The following is a 20,706-nucleotide window of genomic DNA, read 5'->3' on the forward strand; positions in this document are numbered from 1 at the left end:
GTACAAAAAAGAAATATCGACAAGGTAGGGTTAGAATAAAAACGTGAAGTGGTCATTAACAAAAAACCCCGCACTTGGCGGGGCTTTACAAATTTATTTTGAAAATAACTTAACGCATCGCCATCATCATTTTCGCAGGGTTTTCTAGGTAAGCTTTCCAAAGGTTATTGAATCGAGCAATTGTGCCACCGTCAATAACTCTGTGGTCGCCAGACCAACTTACTTGCATAATTGCACGAGATACAACATTACCTTGTGGATCAAAACGCGGTAAGTGTTGTAATTTACCGAGTGCAACAATCGCTACTTCCGGCTTATTGATAATTGGTGTTGCAGTTGTACCACCAATTGCACCTATATTCGAAATTGAAATTGTGCCGCCCTTCAAATCATCCGGTGAAACGCGCCCTTCTCGAGCTGCATCAGTTAATCGCGTAACATCCTGGGCAACATCAACGATAGATTTACTCTGACAACCTTTGATATTAGGCACCAATAAACCGAGTTTCGAATCTACGGCCATACCGATATTGTGGTCATCAAAATAGGTGATCTCAGTGCAGTCATCATTTACTTGTGAGTTAACGATTGGGAACTCTTTAATCGCAAGCGAAAGTGCTTTGATAAAGAATGGCATCATGGTTAGCTTAATGCCCTCTTTCGCATACTGCTCTTTCAGCTCTTTACGAAGTGCAATTAGATCAGTTAAATCAATTTCATCGCTGAATGTAAAGTGTGGAATGGTGGATACCGATGCAACCATCTGCTTTGCCATTGCTGCTTTCATGCCACGAATAGGCTCTACACGCGTGCTCCCTGAAGTAACAGCCTGAGCTGAAGCAGCTACCGGTGCAGAAATTGTTGATGCTGGCTTAGTTTCAACAACTGCTTGTTGCTCAGTTTCGCCATTTACAAAGCGAGTAATATCTTCTTTATACACTCGACCATTTTTACCAGAGCCAGGTACCAAGTTAATGTCGATATCTTGCTCACGTGCTAAACGACGAACAGCTGGAGACGCGATTGCTTTACCATTTTTTGGTAATTGCGTTTTCACTGCAGTATTTTGTGTTTTAGCTTTTGCAGCTGGCTTACTCTCAGCTACCGAAGAAGTTTGAACATTGCCATTACCACCAGCTAAACGCATTTGGAATAACGGACTGTGAACTTGCGCAATTTCGCCTTTTTGATAGTACAGCTTTTCAACTACACCATCGTATTTAGCTGGGATCTGTACCAAGGCTTTGTCTGTCATTACGTCACACACAGCTTGGTCTTCAACTATAGTGTCACCTTCGCTGACTAACCACTCAACGATTTCACACTCAACAATACCTTCACCAATGTCTGGCAGTATAAAGTCTTCTAAAAGAGAACCTGAAGTGTCTGATGAAGCTTGTGTGTCATTGGCTACTTCAGCAGGTGCTGCACCCGCTACATCCATTGCAAAAAGCGGCTCATGTACTTTAGCAATTTCACCTTTTTCATAGTGTAATTGTGTGATCACACCATCATGTACGGCAGGAATTTGTACTAGCGCTTTGTCAGTCATCACGTCACAAATTGGCTGATCTTCTTTTACTTCATCACCGACTGAGACTAACCATTCAACGATTTCACACTCTACAATGCCTTCGCCAATATCTGGTAAGATAAATTCTTTTGACATGTCTAATCCTTAAAACTCAACCGATTTTTTAATCGCAGAGAACACTTTAAGTGCATCTGGTACATATTCTTTTTCAAGTGCTAGTGGGTAAGGGGTATCTAAGCCACACACTCGCAAAATCGGCGATTCTAAATGTAAGAAACATTCTTGCTGAATAGTTGCAGCAATCTCAGCACCAAAGCCATTGGTGATCGGAGCTTCGTGACTAATAATCAAGCGACCTGTTTTGGTGACTGATTTAGCAATCGTTTCCACATCCCAAGGCAAAATGCTGCGTAAGTCAATAATCTCACAGCTAATACCCGCTTCTTCTGCTTTTTCAGCAGCCTGCTCGATGATTTCCATCTGCGCACCCCAAGCGAGGAGCGTCACATCTGAGCCTTCTTTTACGACTTCAGCTTTACCCAGTTCAATTTCGTAGTCTTCTTCAGGTACTTCACCAACTGAAGCACGATATAAACGCTTAGGTTCGAAGAAAATGACCGGGTTATCGTCTTTAATACATGCGCGCAATAAGCCTTTAGCTTGGTAAGGGTTACGAGGTACAACTAGCTTCAAACCTGGCGTATGCGCAAAGTAAGCTTCTGGAGATTGTGAATGGTATAAACCACCCGCAATACCACCGCCGTAAGGCGTTCGAATTGTTAGATTACCAACATTGAACTCATTACCACTACGGTAACGGAATTTTGCAGATTCGTTCACGATCTGATCGAATGCCGGGAAGATATAATCAGCGAACTGAATTTCAGCCAGTGCCGGTGCGCCAAAAGCAGCTAAACCGTTTGCGAAACCAAGAATACCTTGCTCTGTCAGAGGTGTATTGAATACACGGTGCTTACCGTATTTTTCTTGTAAGCCTGATGTCGCACGGAACACACCGCCGAAGTAACCCACATCTTCACCGAAGATACACGCTTGCGGATGCTCTGCCATGGTAATGTCTAGCGCCGAGTTAATGGCGTGTAGCATGTTCATTTTAGCCATTATTTGATTCTCCCTGCAGTCACTGGGTACGCTTCTGGATGTTGCTTGATATGTTCTTTTAATTCTTCGTATTGTTTTTGAAGCGCTGGAATTGGTGTGTCGTATACATCAGAAACGAGCTCTTCTAGTGCTGGTTTTTGTACTTTTTCAGCAACCTTTAATGCAGCAAGTATTTCTTCACGGATCTTATCTTTTGCCGCTTCGTCTTCTGCTTCGTTTAACCAGCCTTGCTTTAATAGCCAGCTTTTGAATCGCTCGATTGGGCAAGCCGCTCTGAATTCAGCTTCTTCATCTTTACTACGGTAGCCAGATGGATCATCTGATGTTGAGTGAGCACCTAAGCGATAAGCAATAGATTCAACTAAAACAGGTTCACCCTGCTCTGCTGCGATTTTACGTGCAGCTTGTGTTGCGGCATAAACAGCCAGAGTGTCAGTACCATCAACACGAATAGTCTTAATACCATAACCGACGCCACGAGCAGCAATACCATCGCCTTTAAATTGTTCATCAGCTGGCGTTGAAATCGCATAACCATTATTTCGCGCAAAGAAAACAACCGGTGCTTTGTGCACAGCAGCCATGTTTAAACCTGCATGGAAGTCGCCTTCAGATGCAGCACCTTCACCGAAATAACAAATAGTCACGTTATCAATTTCAGAAGCAAGTTCACCAGTGGCAGCATCAATATGATTCAATTTTTGACCATATGCATAACCTGTCGCTTGCGGGATTTGCGTACCAAGCGGTGAAGAAATCGTCATATAATTAAGTTCGTTAGAGCCATAGTGGATTGGCATCTGACGGCCTTTACCTAAATCAAGTTCATTTGAGAACATTTGATTCATAAAGTTATCTAGGCTAAAACCACGATAAGCAAGCGCTGCTTGCTCGCGGTATTGGGCCATAATCATGTCATCATGTTTAAGCGCTGCAGCACTTGCTGTCACTGCGGCTTCTTCACCAAGACATTGCATGTAAAAACTAACACGACCTTGACGCTGTGCAGCCTGCATACGTTCATCTAGTAAACGAATGAAGCGCATAGTGCTATATATTTTTAATGCTGTTTCTTTATCTAGCTCTGGTGCGGTTGCACCATCAAGGATCTCACCATTGTCACCGAGAATTTTTAAGGTGGGGATATTCAGTGCATGGCCATCAATAAATTCCAGCGCGTGGCTGATATTTAGAGATATGTTATTCGGGTTAATCATAACCTACCTTCTCTTGTTGTCATTATCCATTTGCATGCAAATAACTACTCAAAAGTATTTATTCGTTCGCTATGTTGTTTTATGAATAATCTGTGCGATTTATGCAATTGGTTTAAATTAAACCTATCGACACTTTACGTTAACGTAAAGTGTTATTCAACTGATCATAGATGAATAACACTTAATTTGCATAAATATTACTGGAAAGAAAAGAATACGCTATGTTATTAGCTTTTAATTCAGTTACTTATATGAACTTTTCATTAATTTGCATAGGAATAACGGTTAATAATGCACGTTGACCTAGTGCAACTTTAGCATTTGGGAAAATAATGGCTTCACCTTCAACTTCTGCAAAATACTGCTTTTCGCCGTCATTTGCTAACAACTCACCCTTTGAAAAGCCTGTGAAGTTCACTGCGCTGTCAGGGAAAGTAAAGCTAAATGCTTCTTGTGTTCTATTAATCGTTCGATACACTTCGAACAACTCAAAGTCTTCAGAATTAAATTCCTTATATTTGACCTTTTCTTGGCTAATTAATGCAGTGAGAGTTTGTTTGGTTTTCTCAAAGCGCGCCATATCATTTTCACCAAAAGGCCTAACTTGACCCAGCTCTATGGTAAACGCATCAGCTCCAAATTCATTTGAAGAAAAATAACTGAATGTCGTTGCAGGTGCTGCCATCATTAATACGGTGTTAACACCACAAGAAAGTAAGAACTGAAGTTGTGACTTTTTCCAATGCTTGCCATTTAAAAACGGATAAACTGCAAATTTCTCGTTTTTTGAACCTCGAATAGCCGTGTGTAAATCATAGTGACAACGATAACGTCCAGCTTCTACCTCATTAAAAAAGTCAGACACATAAGTTTCTAATTTTTTTGCTCTGTCTCTTTCTGCATTGTGCACATCCCCTTTGCTATGCGAACCACTGAACAAACGGTTCAAGTTCTCTTCTACAAATCGCTCACCAATATTAATTGACTTAGGATTACCAAAAATAAACAGCACACGTTGCTTAAGTTCTAATTTGCCTAAGATAATGTTTTGGATCAGTTCATCACAAATTTCAATGGGGGCAGTCTCATTACCATGAACCGCGCTTGATAAAACAATATCTTTTGCTGTTTTTGAACTAGGTGTGAATTTAATAACACCCGTATCAAGTACATCAACTTGGGTACCATTTGCTAGTACAAATGATGTCGGTTCTAAATGAAATTCGTTTTCGCGAGTAATCGATAAAAAGTCACCAGACTTTTTAAGTGTTTCAAGGTACATACTGTCCCCTTTTGTGAGAGTGTATAAATAAAAAAGCCATGCTTGAGCATGGCTTTTATAGAATAAATTGTTTAGCTGATTACAGAATCAACAAGCGCTTTGGCCTCTTGTTCTAGTAACGCTAAATGTTCTTCACCTTTGAAAGATTCAAGGTAAATTTTGTAAATATCTTCAGTGCCTGATGGACGAGCAGCAAACCAGCCTGACTCAGTTACGACTTTTAAGCCACCAATTCCAGCTTTGTTACCTGGTGCTTCAGTGAGCTTTTCAACAATCTTGTCACCTGCTAGTGTATCTGCAGTCACATCTGCAGCACTAAGCGCTTTTAATTTTGCTTTTTGCGCTGCATTAGCGGGGGCATCAATACGTTTGTAAAGAGGCGCACCAAATTCTGCTTCAAGCTCTTTGTAACGTTCAGATGGTGTTTTACCAGTTACAGCTAAAATTTCTGCTGCAAGAAGACCTAAAATAAAGCCATCTTTATCGGTATTCCAAACACTTCCATCACGACGTAAGAATGACGCGCCTGCACTTTCTTCGCCACCGAATGCAAGCCACTGCTCACTTAGACCTTTTACAAACCATTTGAAACCAACAGGTACTTCAAACACTTCTTTATCTAATGATTTAACCACTTTGTCGATCATCGCCGAAGACACAAGTGTTTTACCCACTTTAATGTCTTTCGCCCAATCACGATGAGTAAGCAAATAATCAATTGCAACCGCTAGGAAATGATTTGGGTTCATTAAACCATCTTTGGTTACTATGCCATGGCGGTCATAATCTGGATCGTTACCAATACCAATATCGAAGTCATCTTTTAACGCAATTAAGTTTGCCATCGCATAAGGTGACGAACAATCCATGCGGATCTTGCCATCTTTATCTAAAGGCATAAATGCAAAACGCGGGTCAACTTCAGGATTTACAACGGTTAAATCAAGGCGATACTTTTCTTTAATTACAGGCCAGAAATTAATACCAGAACCACCCAGAGGATCGATACCAATTTTTACACCTGCTTTTGCAATAGCGTCTAGATCAACAATATTGATTAAATCTTCAACATAAGGTGTGATTAAATCTTCGTACTTAATGAAGCCAGATTGCTTAGCCTTCGCGAAAGGAAATAACTCAACTTCGACTAAATCTTCAAGCAATAACTGATTGGCTCTGTCTTCGATCCACTTTGTAATATCAGTATCAGCTGGGCCACCATTTGGCGGGTTATATTTGAAACCACCATCTTCAGGTGGATTGTGCGAAGGCGTGACAACAATACCATCACTTAATTCGTGTGGATGCGCTTTGTTGTAACACACAACCGCATGGCTGATCACAGGTGTTGGAGTATAGTCATCATTTTCTTGCGTAATGACTTGTACTTCATTCGCTACTAACACTTCTATGGCTGAGTTAAAAGCTGCTTCAGATAACGCATGCGTATCTTTACCTAAAAATAACGGACCAAAGATATTATTTTCTTTACGATAATCACAAATAGCTTGTGTAATAGCTAGAATATGAGACTCGTTAAACTTAACATTTAACGAACATCCACGGTGGCCTGATGTGCCAAAAGCAACACATTGCTCAGGGTTTTGTTCTAAATCTGGTTCATTTAAATAATAAGCCGAGACAAGTTTTGGTATGTTCACTAATGTGTCGTGTTTTGCTGGTTTGCCAGCACCTGGATGGATAGACATAAAACGTCCTTATAGGTAATCTCTAATAGTTTCAGCGTCAGCTTCTTTGTACCCTAAACCTAGGGCAACCTCATGTAACATCATCTTCTTACGAGTGGTATTAGAATTGGTCATGACCCAATATTCACTGTCTGCAATATTTTTAGGGTTCATACTGCTGCCACTTTCTAATAAAGCTTCTTTACTTTTTGCAAAATAAATTCTATCACGGCCTTTGATTTCTAATACTGAATCAAAGCTGTCTTTATGGGTGCGGTGTAATGCACTTAAAATAAATAAAAATCGGCCTACTACACCTTTTTGCATAGCGAGCTCTTCTTTATTAAGAATATTAAAAACATTAGCAGTTTTAGTGGTCACTTTTGTGACGCTTTGTTCTTCAACTGTCTCTTGCTGTGGTTCTTCTTCTAATACAACATCATCAACTTCTGAAGATGTGTTGGGTGATAACTTTAATAAACGACGCAGAATGTCTGAGGCACTTTCACCAATGCTTTGCGTATTACTGGCGATATATTGATAAAGCTCGTCATCTATTTCTATTTTTTTCATGCTTTTCCTGTCATTACTGATTTTGGTGCATCGAGCTGATTATATAATGAAATGAGCCAAGACACTATGCCTTTGCATTTCACCAATACACTGGCAAAATTACCTCATAATTTATCGGAGTGCAAAATGCTATTAAATTTCAAGCAAACAGGAGCTGGTCCCGTTGTCGTGATCATGCATGGCCTATTCGGTTCATTGGAGAACCTTAACGTTATCGCAAAAGCCCTTAGCGAACATTACACTGTCATTAATATAGATTTAAGAAATCATGGTGTATCTTTTCATGAAGATGAAGTAAGTTACCCTGCTATGGCTCGAGATGTGCTCAATTTGCTTGATGAATTGAATATAGAAAAAGCGCATATAATCGGCCATTCTATGGGTGGTAAAGTTGCAATGCAATTAGCCATGCTTGATGAAGCACGTGTTAATAAACTGGTGGTACTTGATATTGCACCTGTTGATTACCACCCTCGCCATAATTCAATTATTAATGCCCTGCAATCTGTTCAGAAACAAGGTGTCAGTTCGCGAAGTGAAGCTGACGCAATAATGAAAGAATTTATAGATGAAATGGGTGTTAGACAATTTTTATTAAAAAGCTTGTCTAAGTTTGAAAACGGTTACGCTTGGAAATTCAACTTAAATACCATTGTTGAAAACTATTCAAAGATCATTTCAAATATTAATGAGACTCATTCTTGCCAATGTGATACCTTATTTATTAAGGGGAATAATTCGGACTACATATTGCCAGAACATAGAGAAGCAATCGTCTCATTATTTCCAAAGTCGAAAGCAAAAGTCATCCATGGCGCTGGTCATTGGCTGCATGCTGAAAAACCACAAGCCGTAAATCGGTCAATTATTGATTTTCTTCAATAATTAGCGAGTTTTTCACTCACACTATTAAATTATGATACTCGGTTATGGTATAGTAGCCGCCGTTTAAATAATAGTTAGAGCAAGTATGGCCAATCAGTATATTCAACAGTTTGAAACTATGGGACTGTATTTCGGTTTAGCAGGCATCTTTTTCTTTATCGGAATGGCAATCAACGATGTTTTAAAAAAAGGTGATGTGCCTAAATTTGGTCGATATATTGTTTGGCTCGTATTGTTTCTAGGCTGTTCAGGTTTTATTGCGAAAGGGCTTATACAAGCATTTTGGCAAGGCGCTGGCGTAGGATAAACATGGCCAAGTCAGAAACAGATCGTACAACAATCGATCTTTTTGAAAATGAGAAACGTCCTGGTCGTCCTAAAACTAACCCGCTTCCTCGTGAAGTGCAGTTAAAAGTTAATAAGCGGAACCAGATCAAACGTGATAAGGCAAGAGGGTTAAAGCGTATTGAGTTCAAAGTATCCTCTGAGCTTTACCAAGCTCTAAGTGATATGGCACAAGCGCAAAATATCAGTAGAAGCGCACTGATAGAAACCATTTTGCAAGAGAAATTAGCGAATAATAGATAGAAGGTAAGTATTACATGGCAAGCGTAGGTATTTTTTTCGGTAGCGATACTGGTAACACTGAACACGTTGCTAAGATGATTCAAAAAGAGCTTGGTAAAAAGCTTGTTGATGTAAAAGACATCGCTAAAAGTAGTAAAGAAGAAATTGCTGAGTTTGATTTAATCCTGTTTGGTATTCCAACTTGGTATTACGGTGAAGCACAGTGTGATTGGGATGATTTCTTCCCTGAGCTTGAAGAAGTTGATTTCGAAGGCAAGCTAGTTGCTATTTTCGGTTGTGGTGACCAAGAAGATTATGCTGAATATTTCCTTGATGCAATGGGCATGATCAACGATATCGTTACTGAGCGAGGCGCTATTGTTGTAGGTCACTGGTCTACAGAAGGCTATGACTTCGAAGCATCTAAAGCGATGGCTGATGATAATCACTTTGTTGGCTTGGGTATTGATGAAGACCGTCAACCAGAGTTAACAGAGCAACGTGTTAAAGCATGGTGTGCACAAGTATTTGATGAAATGTGCCTAAGTGAACTTGTTGACTAATCAATAAGTTTTGCACTTATAGTCAATGCACGTTACCTTTAGTAATGAAGTCGTGCTCATTACTAGAGTAAAATAGAATTAATAAAATTACTGAGACAGATAATGACTGATCATAACTTAGAGTTGAAGAAAGCAGGGTTAAAAGTTACTTTGCCACGAATTAAAATTTTAGAAATCTTGCAGTCTCCTGATAATCAACATATCAGCGCTGAAGACGTTTATAAAATTTTATTAGATAAAGGCGAAGAAATTGGCCTTGCAACAGTTTATCGAGTTTTAAACCAGTTTGATGATGCAGGCATTGTTACTCGCCACCACTTTGAAGGTGGTAAATCTGTCTTTGAATTAGCGGGCAGCACTCACCACGATCACCTAGTATGCTTGAAGTGTGGCAAGGTTGTTGAATTTGAAGATGAAGTTATCGAAACCCGTCAGGTTGAGATTGCCACTCAAAATGGTATCAAATTGACTAACCACTCTTTATATCTTTACGGTGAATGTGAAGATGCAGAAGCGTGTAAAAAATACGCTGAAGAAAATAGCTAAATTAGAAAAGCCGACGTAAGTCGGCTTTTTTTGCTCTAATGTAAATATAAGCCCTTCCTATATACCTACTTACCTATCTTCAAACACTAATTTCTAAGTATGTTTGAATACAGCGATTAGAATTAAACAAGCACTAAGACAAAGTGAAAGACTCACCCACAACTTTACATATCTCGTTTGCTGACAAGCATTGTAATAGCACTGTTTGGGGTTCTCAGGATCAATTAAAATGAAAGTGGCCTTTTGAGCTTTAAACGATTGATATAAATCGGGTCTAAAAGCAGTTTGACAACAATAGCTAATATCATTAAAAGTAAATTCAACTAAAAGACTCGACTCACCTAACATTTCTAATGGCCCGGCCTTATGCTGTTTTACTTTAACCAAGTTATCAACTTGCACCTGTCGCCATATACGTTTGTTTAATTGCTTCTTTTTGCTTTGCCACATAATGAGTGTGGCAGCAAAAAATAACGAGGTTACGAGTACACTTAACCAGATCATCACTGCGACTTAAAGACCAAATGTGCGGTTATAAGATCGCTTAGCGCGGTGCCAACTGATTTAAACAAGGTAATATCAGTTTTAGCTCTTAATGTATCAAATTGATGCATTTCGCTAAGCTCAGCGATGATCTGTTGTTCAGAAAAAACGCCTTCTGTAATAGGAATAAGTATCTCCCCTGCTTCATTGAGCACGTTCTTTTTACTATCGACAAATACTTTTGAACGAACTACGCAAGCAGAGTCGCACTCTCTAAACTGTCTGTGATGATTACCAATTAAGTCGATATGCGCACCATCTGACACCCAATTTCCATCAAACAAGGGGTTATGAGAACCCGTACCACAGCTGATAATATCTGCCGAACTAATGGTTGCTCGATTTGACTCACCTATTAAGAACTCTACCTTAGAATATTTTTCATCGAGTAACGCTTTCAAACTTTCTGCTTTATCCTTGTTTCTGGCAATGATAGTCACTTTTTTAATATCACGTACACTCATATGGGCTTCAATCATGTAACGTGACAAATTACCTGAACCAAAGTACACCAAATGGGCACTATCTTGTCTTGATAGATATTGACTTGCTAGCGCGGACACTGCTGCAGTTCGCCAAAGTGTTACACTCGTGCCATCTACCAATGCCAGTGGCTCACCGTGACAGCGGTCAAACAACATAATTTTAGAATATAAACTTTTATAGCCATGCTCTGCATTTGAAGGAAAATAAGTAAAAGATTTAACACCGATAACCTCTTCATTCCATGCAGGTAAAACGGCAAAAGCATCATGGTTCTCTTCAGACTCTGATAATTCAAACACTTGTCTGGTCGGTGTGCCCGCAGGTCTTGAAAAGCCTTCTTTTAATGCGTCGATGACCTTGTTGAAACTTAAACTAGCATGTACTTGTTGTTCGGTAACTATTTTCATTTCTTTTCCTTATTTAATCACAAACGATTTTGGTGCATGGGTTATAAACTCAAAACCATCATTGGTTACGAGTACATCATCTTCAATGCGAATACCACCGACGTCAGGTATATACACTCCAGGCTCAATAGTAATAATATTGCCTGCTTCTAACCGATAATCTGTATTTGGGTTTATAAAAGGCATTTCATGTAATGCCAAACCCACACCATGTCCCAACCCTTTGCCTGCATACTCTAAAAACCCTGCTTGAGCCAAAACATCTAATGAAATCTGATTTAGCTGCTGACAATCAACTCCTGCTTTAAGACTCTTTAAAGATTTGCTTTGAGATGCGAAAACAGCATCATACATAGCTTGCTGATGGGAGTTTGGTTCGCCATAAACATAAGTACGCGTCATATCTGAGCGATAGCCATTGACCACAGCACCAAAATCAATCAATAACAAGTCACCATAATTAAGCTTTTTATCTCCAGGCTTTCCATGGGGCAAAGCACTTCGCTCTGCAAACAATAAAATGGTGTCAAAGCTTACCCCATCAGATCCAAGCTTTTTCATTTTGTAGTCAAGCTCAGTAGCCAAATCTAATTCAGTCACCCCTTTTGAAACTTGAGTGAGTAAATCCGCAAGAGCCAAATCTGCAATAGCTGCTGCTTTTTTAATAGAAGCAATTTCTAACTCGTCTTTAATCATTCTGAGCTTTTCGATGCAGCCATCGAGTGGTGAAACGTCATATGAAGCTAATTCATCAGCAATAGATAACCAGACGCCGTAATTAATAGCTTGGCTTTCAAATCCCGTTTTATCATGAGGTAAGAAACGTTTTATACACGCGCCTAATGATTCTGTATCTCTGTCTCTGCAAATAATTTCACAACCATTGCTTTCTGATTTTGCCCGTTCGAAATATCTGTAATCAGTGATCAGCCATAGACCTTGTGTTGAAACGATGAGGTAAGCTGCGTTACCACTGTAACCTGTTAGATAAAAGATGTTTTCGTAGTTAAACACCAACAAGTTTTTTACGTCTTTCTCTTGTAAAGCTAATAATAAACGCTGCTGACGTTGAAGATATCGTGTTTGCATTTGAGTTATACCACCACCAATAATGGCAATAACATAACTCAAACCACGATTGTATACAATATTCTTTTGTTAGCTACGCATAAATGGTAAGGTATGCGAGTTAAAATTAGTTAAGTTTGGAAAGATATCAACCAACTCTGTGTTATCTAAACCAAACCACTGTGCCAAAGACGCAAAGTATTGCTCATTCGCAACTTGTGGGATCAAACGCCCCCCCCGCGTATCATTCGGGCCATCTAGGTGTTGCGTCATCAGTGAGCCATAAATTTCTCCGCCATTTACCGCGCCACCCATAATGATTTGATTTCCCGCCCAACCATGATCAGTACCGTCACCATTCGACGTTAAAGTGCGGCCAAAGTCACTCATCGTAAATAAGGTTACATCATCGTTTGCATTGATGGATGACATCGCTGCATTGAACTCTGACAAAGACTGAGATAAAGCGCCTAATAATGCTGGATGAGTTGTGAGCTGATTATCATGTGTATCAAAGCCCCCCATACTCACAAAGTAAATTTGCCTTTTTGCATTGAGTGTTTCTCTAACTGAGATTGATTTAGCTACAGTATGCAGTTGTTGTGACAAACTACTATCAGAAAAATAACTGCTTAGATCTTCGCTGGACTCAATAGCACTATTCATTGCTTCTGTATTTGTGATCGCTTTTTGCATTTTTGTACCATATGCACTCGCTAGAGGGTGGGTTGACTGGGCAAGCACTCTATTCATTATACTTTTTACATGGGCTGCGCGATTTCCAGTACCATTAATTGGGTTTATTTTACTGACACCACTTCTATGTAATGAGAATGGCGTTTGATTAACACTGGTTTGCCACGGGTTGGTTCCCGCTAATGAAATGTTATTTACGAATGAACCACCTTGTTCTATTCGCTCTAATAGTCTTGCGCCCCAGCCACTGTTTAAAGAGACTTTTTCTCTGCCATGCATCCAAGTAGCTTGCTGATCATTATGAGAGAATAGGTGTTTAGGAAGAGGCACACTTTCATTTTGATATTCTGCTTTGCTAGTTGGCACAATCAAGCTGCCTACACCGGATATAAAAGCTAAATTTCTATTATCAAAAATATTTTTTATTGAGCCCATAGCAGGGTGAAGACCTACTCCACCAGCAAATTCAGTAACGGGAGATAGCTGGAGTGAATCTGTCACCGCTAAGTTTTGTCGACTTGCTTCATATAAAGTCCGTTGTTCGCCCTCTAACGGTACCAACATATTTAGGGAATCATTGCCACCGAATAAAAATACACAGACAAGCGCTTTATGATCGTCAAAGCTATAAGACAAAGATCCCTGAAAAGCCTGTAGTTGCAATTGAGTTAATGCAGCAACCGATACGCCACCTTTCATACAATAAGATAAAAACTTTCTTCTATTCATGTCCGTCTCCTACTGCTGCAAGGTAAATTCGGGTGAAATTGAAATTAAATAAACAAGATTGGAAATACGTTGATAACTGTCTCGGCTTGCAAAAAACTCATCCATATCGATCAGTGCTTGTCTCATTTCTTGTGACATATTACCGGCGAAAAATAGCAAATCGTATTTATCTAAAACTGCACTCAGCCCATTCATATTGATTAAGTCGTGGTCTGCTTGCATATATAGATAAAGGCTGTTTTCATTTAACTCATCATGACGCTCAGCCACACGCCAAACGAGATCTGCATAGTGCGTGTTAATAATACCGATTAACGCTGCGTCATTAGCGATTTGCAGTTCGGGAGCAACAAATTCAGTGCTTGCCAGCTCCCCAGGTTTAAAGTCAGGTCTAAAGAAGTTGAAAACCGAAGGCGATTGCAAAGGGCCCTGACCATAAGTTGAGGATAAATTCCAAGTGTAATAACGGTGATTAAGGGTTTTAGCGTTAAAAACCCGCCAGAACTGAACTGTTTTGAGTAAAGGCTCTTTTATCTTGCCAAAATGTGCAAGCGGTGTAGCGAGGCCTCTAGCTTCATTATCTAAATAAATCGCTTTCACTGTGGCAGCTAAATCTCCTCTTACCCCCTCCCCATTATCATTGAATACCATAGCGACCCGCTCTACGTAACCTGGGCTTGGATTAGAAGTAATTAATCGTTGTATTAGCTGCTTTGAAATAAATGGTGCGACATTATCGTGATTAAACAAATTATCTAACGCAATTTCTAGGCTTTGTTCCGCGCTCGTATTTGCTGGAATAACCTCACCATTTAGCAATGTTTTTTCAGCTCTTGAGTGATAGTCTTCAAAAGCTTGCATTGGCAAAGTATAGTTTCTACTTGGTCGGCTCCATCTTGCGCTATAAGCAAATGTCCAACCAGTAAACACTTTTGCAAACCCTTCAATTTCAGTTTGACCGTATGTTGGTATGATTTCGCCATTCTCATCTTGCTTATTCATACCATTTAAGTTTAGTTCGTTAAGACCTATAGTGAACAACTGCATAACTTCACGTGCATAATTCTCATCAGGACGAATATTACGCTCAGGATCCGCTTTTTCATTTCCTAGGTGGCTTAGGTATACGCCCATCACAGGTGATAAAGTGACTTGCTTTAATAAGTCTCTATAATTTCCGAAAGCATTTTCAAGTAAAATGTCATAATAAGCAGCCATGCCTTCAGGCTCACCACTAAGTGATGTATTTAGATCGGATACAACAAAGATTTCACTCAGGGCAAAAGCAACACGCTGTCTTAACTGATCTTCTGCGTTTAAACTTGCTTTCCACCATGCATCTATACGGTTAATTTGATTAGGCTCATCTCGATCTGGGTAATTTTCGACGAGTGGACTATGATAAGTAATCGGGAGGTTAAATTGATCATCAAGCCATTGTTCGTAACTTTTACCTGTAACTGCCAGAATTTCATTGTAAGTCGGTCCAAGACTTGCCTGGTGGAGAAGCCTTGCAGCTTGTATATCGTTCATATCCTTCAATACTGAAAATCTAACTTCTTGTTGAGAGGAAAGACCAGCTGAATTGGTCACTGTCACTAAGAAATGATACTTTTCATCTAGAGCAGTGGAATTATTAGAAGCTGTAAACTCTAACGAATCAGTCGTTGTCAGTGCGATTTCAGGTCCTGAAAATTGTTGCCATGCAAAACTGAATGATTCTGAACCTTGCTCTGTTACCTCGACCTTAACTTTAACTATTTCACCTTGTTTAAAGGTATCTGAATCTATTTTTATGGCTATAACCGGTGGTTTGGCTTCATCGCTACTATCATTATCAGAATCGTTCCCTGAATCCTGGTCAGACCCACTGCTAGAGTCATCACTAGAACCGTCTCCCCCCCATCTGAATCCGAGCCATTTTCATTATCAGAATCGGATACTGCGGGCTGTTCTGTTACTGGCTCTTCAGATTGCGATCCGCCACCACACCCTGTTATCAAGGAAACTATCAGTATTATAAAAACGTACCTAGCGATCATGTGTAATTATTCCAATTCGAACAATTTATAAACTTTAGTACCAACTAGCATATGTTTAAATACGAATATTTGAGTAAATTTAGATTTTTACACTAAACATCTTTTTTATTTGAAAGAAATTTATCCTTTAAATGATAAAATAATGTCAAAAGCAAATTTGCTAGAGATTATTTTGAATACCGATACCTTCATACCACAGAATTTCATCGACGATGTGAAAACCTATTTACCTGACAGCTTGAGTATTGAATCTTTTATAGAGTATTGTCAAAAACCGCTTAGGCGCTCAGTCAGAGTGAATACATTGAAGATGACAGTCAATGAATTTAAGCAATATTGCTCAACGAATAATTGGAAAATTGAAGCTGTTCCTTGGTGTGACACAGGTTTTTGGCTTGAGCGAAGTGCTGAAGAGGAAGAGACCCTTCCCCTGGGCAGTACGGATATACATTTGAGTGGTGGTATTTATGTTCAAGAGGCCAGCTCAATGTTGCCCCCTATGGCACTTAAATCAAGTTTAAAAGAAGACGACATAGTCCTAGATATGGCTGCCGCACCTGGCTCAAAAACATCGCAAATAGCTACAATGATGAGTAACCAAGGCATTCTCGTTGCAAACGAGCTTTCATCTTCACGCTTAAAAGTACTTGCTGCCAATATGAAGCGTATGGGCGTGCATAACTGTGCACTGTCTCATTTTGACGGTGCTGTTTTTGGCGATTATATGTTTGAGTGTTTTGATAACATTCAACTTGATGCACCTTGCTCTGGTGAAGGCACAGTCAGAAAAGATGCTGATGCTTTAAAAAATTGGTCTGTTGAGTCAAATATTGATATTGCCAACGTACAAAAACAACTTATCAAGAGCGCATTCTTTGCTCTTAAACCCGGTGGCTCTTTAATTTACTCAACCTGTACACTCACGCCTGTTGAAAACCAAGCGGTTTGTCAGTATCTGCTCGACCAATTTGGTGACTGTGTTGAAATCGAGCCATTAGATGCGCTTTTTGATAACGCAGACAAAGCCTGTACTTCAGAGGGCTATTTGCATGTATGGCCGCAGATTTTTGACAGCGAAGGCTTTTTCATCGCGAAATTCAGAAAATTACACTCTGTAGATAACCCAAATTTAAAAACCAAAAAAGGCGCTTTCCCGTTTTCATCGGCTGATACAAAGTTAACAAAAACCTTCATGTCAGCAATCAAAAAACAATTCGGTATTAAATCACTACCTGGTGAACTAACAGTTCGAGACAAAGAGCTCTGGCTTTTTCCTGAGCGATTCTCTGAAATTGAAAACAAGATCAAATATTCTCGTATCGGGATCAAGCTAGGCACAACCCATAAGAATGGCGTTAGACTTGAACATGAATTTGCAACAGCACTTGGCAAACATGCAGAAAATAACACCTATGCGCTTACCCAATCACAAGCTGCAGATTATTATCAAGGCAAAGATATTCGACTTGAAACAGTCTCTAATCATAGTGGTGAGGTTATTTTAACCCTTTGTGGTGCACCGATAGGTTTAGGAAAATGGCAAAAAAATAAGATAAAAAACTCATTACCTAGAGATTTGGTTATGAATAATAGAGTTATTGAATGGTCACGTTAGCAGTCTAATTCAGTTTTTAGACTAAATTCTTATAAGCATATATACTACTGATAATTATAGAGTTTATTTTATGTTGTTTATTTGTAGTTTTTGTTAAGAGTTAACTACAATTAAATTACTTTCTTACTTCTCCCTGATTGTTAGAAAGGTGTTTTAAGTTAACGCATTGGCTCAAATGAGCCGTCCCCTAAGCCCAGAGTAACCTGTACTCTGGGTCTTTTTTTGCATTAAATATGCGAATTAAGTAATTCAATACTTAGATTAGATCGCACTTTGACGGCAGATCGGACGTAAGAAACGTTGAATCGCATTCAAGCCAACAGAGGTTGAACGTACATCTGTTGAAGATGGGAATGGACCACCATGGTTCATTGATGCACAAACTTCAACGCCCGTCGGCATTTGATTCTCGATTAAGCGCCCTACTTTGTACTGTAGATCTTCACTTAGATCAGACGCAGACGCTAAATCATTGCCCGTGCCATGAATTGATGCTGTTAACTGACCTTCTAGAGCATCAACCAAGGTTTCTAGCTGTGCTAAAGAGTCATATGTCACCAACATTGCAGCAGGACCAAATACTTCTTCATGTAATGAAGGTGTATTCAAGTAAGTGTCAATATCAGTTTTAAAGATATGGGCATTTGCATGAAACTCTTTAGATAGCTCTGCCACAGCCAAAAGCTCTACACTCTCGATATCTGAGCGTTCAACCATGGCTTGTTTGAAACTATTCAGAATATTTGGTGATAATAAAGTATCTGAACTGCTTGCAGCCACAGTTTTCTTAACGCTTTCTAGTAGCGCATCTGAGCCATTAGGTACTAACCAAAGACCTGGGCTAGTACAAAATTGGCCATTACCCATCAACATTGAATTACATAAATTCGCACCAAGCTCTTCGCCATTTTGTTCAACCATTTCTGGTAACACAAACTGCGGGTTAATACTGCCTAATTCACCATAGAATGGAATAGCTTCTTTGCGTGCATTAATCGTCTCGATTAACTTACTCGCAACAGACATGGAACCCGTGAAGCCGACAGCTTTAACCGGCTCTGCTGCAACAAGTGCATGTGCCATGTCGTACTTCTTAGCTTGGATCATTGAAAATACGCCTTTTGGCATATCACACTTCTCAATCGCTTTTTCAATAGCACGAGTCATTAACTCGCTGGTTGCAGGGTGCGCAGTATGGCTCTTCATAACAACTGGACAACCTGCAGCAAGTGCCGATGCCGTATCACCACCAAGCGTCGAGAATGCATATGGGAAGTTTGAGGCACCAAAAACAGCCACCACACCAACTGGAATAAAATCAAGTTGGGTACGCGGCTTAGCTAACGGTGCACGTGCAGGATCTGCCTCGTCTAGTACACTTAGGTTCACAATGCCGTTTTGGCTTAGCTCTAAACCTTGAGCAAAAGCACGTAACTGATTCATAGTACGGCCGCGCTCGCCTTGTAAACGGGCAAACGGTAGGTTTGTCTCTTCGTGAGTCACCTCTAGTAATTGATCGCCAAGGGCTTCTATCTCATCTGCAATAGCATGTAAGAATGTTGCACGCTCAATAAGAGAAGTCTTTCTATAAACTTTAAATGCTTTTTCAGCTTCATTGATCGCTGTTGCAAGCATGTCTTGGCTTGCTTCGAAAAACTGAGTATCGATTGGCTCATGGCGCTTTGGTGAAAAGGCATGAAATACTGATGCATCCGCATCCTTTAACCATTCACCCGCGATAAAACTTGCACCGCTAATTTCCATCTTTTTCTCCTCAATGGAAAAACCAGCTACTAATTGCTGGTTTTAGTCTAGTTTAAATTTGTTATACAACTTGAAAGCCAAAAGCATACGGGTCACTATCATCCACGCTAATGTTGCTAGTGCCCGTAACTTTCGACCATCCTTTGATACTTGGTAGAATTGCTGTTTTACCCGCTACTTCAGTAACGCCTTCGATACAACCAACGAACTGGCTGCCAATGTAACTTTCGTGAACAAAATCTTCACCAGGCTGTAATTTACCTTTTGCAAATAACTGCGCCATTCTTGCACTTGTGCCCGTGCCACATGGCGATCTGTCTATGGCTTTATCGCCATAGAAAACCGCATTTGCAGCGGTAGACTCTGCGTGTTTTGGCTTACCTGTCCAAAGAAGGTGCGACGCACCTTTTACGGTTGGATCTTCGGGGTGTACACACTCAAGCAATTCATTTATTGCTGTGCGAACAAGCGGACTATATTTAAGAATTTCTGCGGCAGACCAATTTTCAATACCCGGGAAGTTTTCCTGTGGCTCAACAATAATGTAGTAGTTACCACCATAAGAGATATCAACCGTTAACTTGCCAAGCTCTGGCACTTCAACTTCAATATTTTCATAGGCTAAGAAAGCTGGCACATTGAATATTTTTACCCATTCAACTTTGCCATCAATCATTGAGTATTCTGCATTTACACGCCCTGCTGGCGTATCAAGTTTTAATTTACCAGGTACTTTTGGATGCATTTGTGCGTTTTCAAGAGCAAACGTCACAGTGCCTATGGTGCCGTGACCACACATAGGTAAACAGCCAGAGGTTTCAACAAATAAAATAGCTGCATCGCCATCATCTGTTGTCGGTGGATAAATAAATGAACCTGACATCATATCGTGCCCGCGCGGTTCAAACATCAGTGATTGACGGATCCAATCAAACTCGGCAAGAAAGTGCTGACGTTTTTCGCTCATCGTTTCACCCTTAAGGTATGGGTGACCACTGGTGATTAAGCGTACAGGGTTGCCACAAGTATGGCCATCGATACAAGCAAATGTCCCTTTACGCATATTAATAACCCTGCTTGACTAAGCTAAGAACCGTATTCGTGTTCATAGCATTTTGGAATTGATTAGTGAGAATATCATTTAATTGCGGAGCAACTACTGAATACAGAACTTGGCAATTAATGTTCATTGTCTTTCCTCTTTACCTTTTATGGTTTACATCCTACGCATATTGTATACAATGTTCAATATTCTGCTATGTATTTTTCTTTAAAAGTTTTTATCGTTTTAAACACATATTGACAATTAAAAGATTAAGCATCTGAAAGTATTAATAAATTCCATTAATAGAAGACAACTAAAGTTTTCTATACGAAGT

Annotated in this window: 19 protein-coding genes; 6 read left to right on the top strand and 13 right to left on the bottom strand. The window is 39.8% G+C overall.

What is annotated here, in order from left to right; translation table 11 throughout:
• Nucleotides 1-109: 109 nt before the first annotated feature.
• The 6 genes from ACXAC4_RS08860 to seqA all read right to left on the bottom strand — a co-directional run bounded on the left by ACXAC4_RS08860 (nucleotide 110) and on the right by seqA (nucleotide 7,416).
• Nucleotides 110-1,669, bottom strand: a complete 1,560-nt coding sequence (locus ACXAC4_RS08860) for a dihydrolipoyllysine-residue acetyltransferase (RefSeq protein ID WP_475160715.1) — start codon at nucleotides 1,667-1,669, stop codon at nucleotides 110-112.
• A 9-nt stretch (nucleotides 1,670-1,678) separates the two neighbouring features.
• Nucleotides 1,679-2,656, bottom strand: coding sequence for a transketolase C-terminal domain-containing protein (locus tag ACXAC4_RS08865; protein WP_475160717.1), 978 nt, complete (start codon nucleotides 2,654-2,656; stop codon nucleotides 1,679-1,681).
• On the bottom strand, nucleotides 2,656-3,873 hold the full coding sequence (locus ACXAC4_RS08870) for a thiamine pyrophosphate-dependent dehydrogenase E1 component subunit alpha (RefSeq protein WP_475160719.1): 1,218 nt from the start codon (nucleotides 3,871-3,873) through the stop codon (nucleotides 2,656-2,658). Before ACXAC4_RS08870 ends, ACXAC4_RS08865 begins: the two co-directional genes overlap by 1 nt.
• A 247-nt stretch (nucleotides 3,874-4,120) precedes the next feature.
• Entirely contained in the window at nucleotides 4,121-5,155 is a 1,035-nt protein-coding gene (gene astE / locus ACXAC4_RS08875; protein WP_475160720.1) for a succinylglutamate desuccinylase, read from the bottom strand.
• A 71-nt stretch (nucleotides 5,156-5,226) separates the two neighbouring features.
• On the bottom strand, nucleotides 5,227-6,864 hold the full coding sequence (gene pgm / locus ACXAC4_RS08880; protein ID WP_475160722.1) for a phosphoglucomutase (alpha-D-glucose-1,6-bisphosphate-dependent): 1,638 nt from the start codon (nucleotides 6,862-6,864) through the stop codon (nucleotides 5,227-5,229).
• A 9-nt stretch (nucleotides 6,865-6,873) separates the two neighbouring features.
• Nucleotides 6,874-7,416 (bottom strand): replication initiation negative regulator SeqA, encoded by a 543-nt coding sequence (gene seqA / locus ACXAC4_RS08885; protein WP_138478629.1) that lies wholly within the window; start codon nucleotides 7,414-7,416, stop codon nucleotides 6,874-6,876.
• A gap of 126 nt (nucleotides 7,417-7,542) precedes the next feature.
• Between seqA and ACXAC4_RS08890 the strand changes: the two genes are divergently transcribed.
• The 5 genes from ACXAC4_RS08890 (at nucleotide 7,543) to fur (ending at nucleotide 9,977) form a co-directional block, all read left to right on the top strand.
• Nucleotides 7,543-8,301 (top strand): alpha/beta fold hydrolase, encoded by a 759-nt coding sequence (locus tag ACXAC4_RS08890; RefSeq protein ID WP_475160724.1) that lies wholly within the window; start codon nucleotides 7,543-7,545, stop codon nucleotides 8,299-8,301.
• A gap of 85 nt (nucleotides 8,302-8,386) precedes the next feature.
• Nucleotides 8,387-8,608, top strand: coding sequence for a DUF2788 domain-containing protein (locus ACXAC4_RS08895; RefSeq protein WP_058029912.1), 222 nt, complete (start codon nucleotides 8,387-8,389; stop codon nucleotides 8,606-8,608).
• 2 nt (nucleotides 8,609-8,610) lie between these two features.
• Nucleotides 8,611-8,889 carry a LexA regulated protein gene (gene ybfE / locus ACXAC4_RS08900; RefSeq protein ID WP_058029913.1) on the top strand — a complete coding sequence of 93 codons (279 nt, stop codon included), beginning with the start codon at nucleotides 8,611-8,613 and terminating at the stop codon, nucleotides 8,887-8,889.
• A gap of 14 nt (nucleotides 8,890-8,903) precedes the next feature.
• On the top strand, nucleotides 8,904-9,431 hold the full coding sequence (gene fldA / locus ACXAC4_RS08905) for a flavodoxin FldA (RefSeq protein ID WP_058029914.1): 528 nt from the start codon (nucleotides 8,904-8,906) through the stop codon (nucleotides 9,429-9,431).
• Nucleotides 9,432-9,533: 102 nt separating this feature from the next.
• On the top strand, nucleotides 9,534-9,977 hold the full coding sequence (gene fur / locus ACXAC4_RS08910) for a ferric iron uptake transcriptional regulator (protein ID WP_421962676.1): 444 nt from the start codon (nucleotides 9,534-9,536) through the stop codon (nucleotides 9,975-9,977).
• Between the two features lie 93 nt (nucleotides 9,978-10,070).
• On the opposite strand, the gene ACXAC4_RS08915 is transcribed toward fur, so the two are convergent.
• The 5 genes from ACXAC4_RS08915 to ACXAC4_RS08935 are packed head-to-tail and all read right to left on the bottom strand — an operon-like array spanning nucleotide 10,071 to nucleotide 15,439.
• Nucleotides 10,071-10,481, bottom strand: a complete 411-nt coding sequence (locus ACXAC4_RS08915; protein ID WP_475160727.1) for a hypothetical protein — start codon at nucleotides 10,479-10,481, stop codon at nucleotides 10,071-10,073.
• Complete coding sequence (gene lhpI, locus ACXAC4_RS08920) at nucleotides 10,481-11,413, bottom strand: bifunctional Delta(1)-pyrroline-2-carboxylate/Delta(1)-piperideine-2-carboxylate reductase (protein WP_475160728.1); 933 nt, start codon at nucleotides 11,411-11,413, stop codon at nucleotides 10,481-10,483. The genes ACXAC4_RS08915 and lhpI overlap by 1 nt, the downstream gene beginning before the upstream one ends.
• A 9-nt stretch (nucleotides 11,414-11,422) precedes the next feature.
• Entirely contained in the window at nucleotides 11,423-12,544 is a 1,122-nt protein-coding gene (locus ACXAC4_RS08925; RefSeq protein WP_475160730.1) for a M24 family metallopeptidase, read from the bottom strand.
• Nucleotides 12,545-12,571: 27 nt separating this feature from the next.
• Nucleotides 12,572-13,906: a DUF1501 domain-containing protein gene (locus ACXAC4_RS08930; RefSeq protein ID WP_475160731.1), complete on the bottom strand. Its 1,335-nt coding sequence runs from the start codon at nucleotides 13,904-13,906 to the stop codon at nucleotides 12,572-12,574.
• Between the two features lie 9 nt (nucleotides 13,907-13,915).
• The gene (locus ACXAC4_RS08935; protein WP_475160733.1) at nucleotides 13,916-15,439 is read right to left on the bottom strand and encodes a DUF1800 domain-containing protein; all 1,524 of its coding nucleotides are present in this window, start codon (nucleotides 15,437-15,439) and stop codon (nucleotides 13,916-13,918) included.
• A gap of 681 nt (nucleotides 15,440-16,120) precedes the next feature.
• On the opposite strand from ACXAC4_RS08935, the gene rsmF reads away from it, so the two are divergent.
• On the top strand, nucleotides 16,121-17,563 hold the full coding sequence (rsmF, locus tag ACXAC4_RS08940) for a 16S rRNA (cytosine(1407)-C(5))-methyltransferase RsmF (protein ID WP_475164085.1): 1,443 nt from the start codon (nucleotides 16,121-16,123) through the stop codon (nucleotides 17,561-17,563).
• A 261-nt stretch (nucleotides 17,564-17,824) separates the two neighbouring features.
• Here the strand turns inward: rsmF and ACXAC4_RS08945 are convergent, their stop codons facing one another.
• Nucleotides 17,825-19,327: an aldehyde dehydrogenase (NADP(+)) gene (locus ACXAC4_RS08945; protein ID WP_475160734.1), complete on the bottom strand. Its 1,503-nt coding sequence runs from the start codon at nucleotides 19,325-19,327 to the stop codon at nucleotides 17,825-17,827.
• Between the two features lie 61 nt (nucleotides 19,328-19,388).
• Nucleotides 19,389-20,390, bottom strand: coding sequence for a 4-hydroxyproline epimerase (locus ACXAC4_RS08950; protein WP_475160736.1), 1,002 nt, complete (start codon nucleotides 20,388-20,390; stop codon nucleotides 19,389-19,391).
• Nucleotides 20,391-20,706: the final 316 nt, after the last annotated feature.

This window comes from Pseudoalteromonas sp. AWM4_233 (assembly GCF_056158285.1).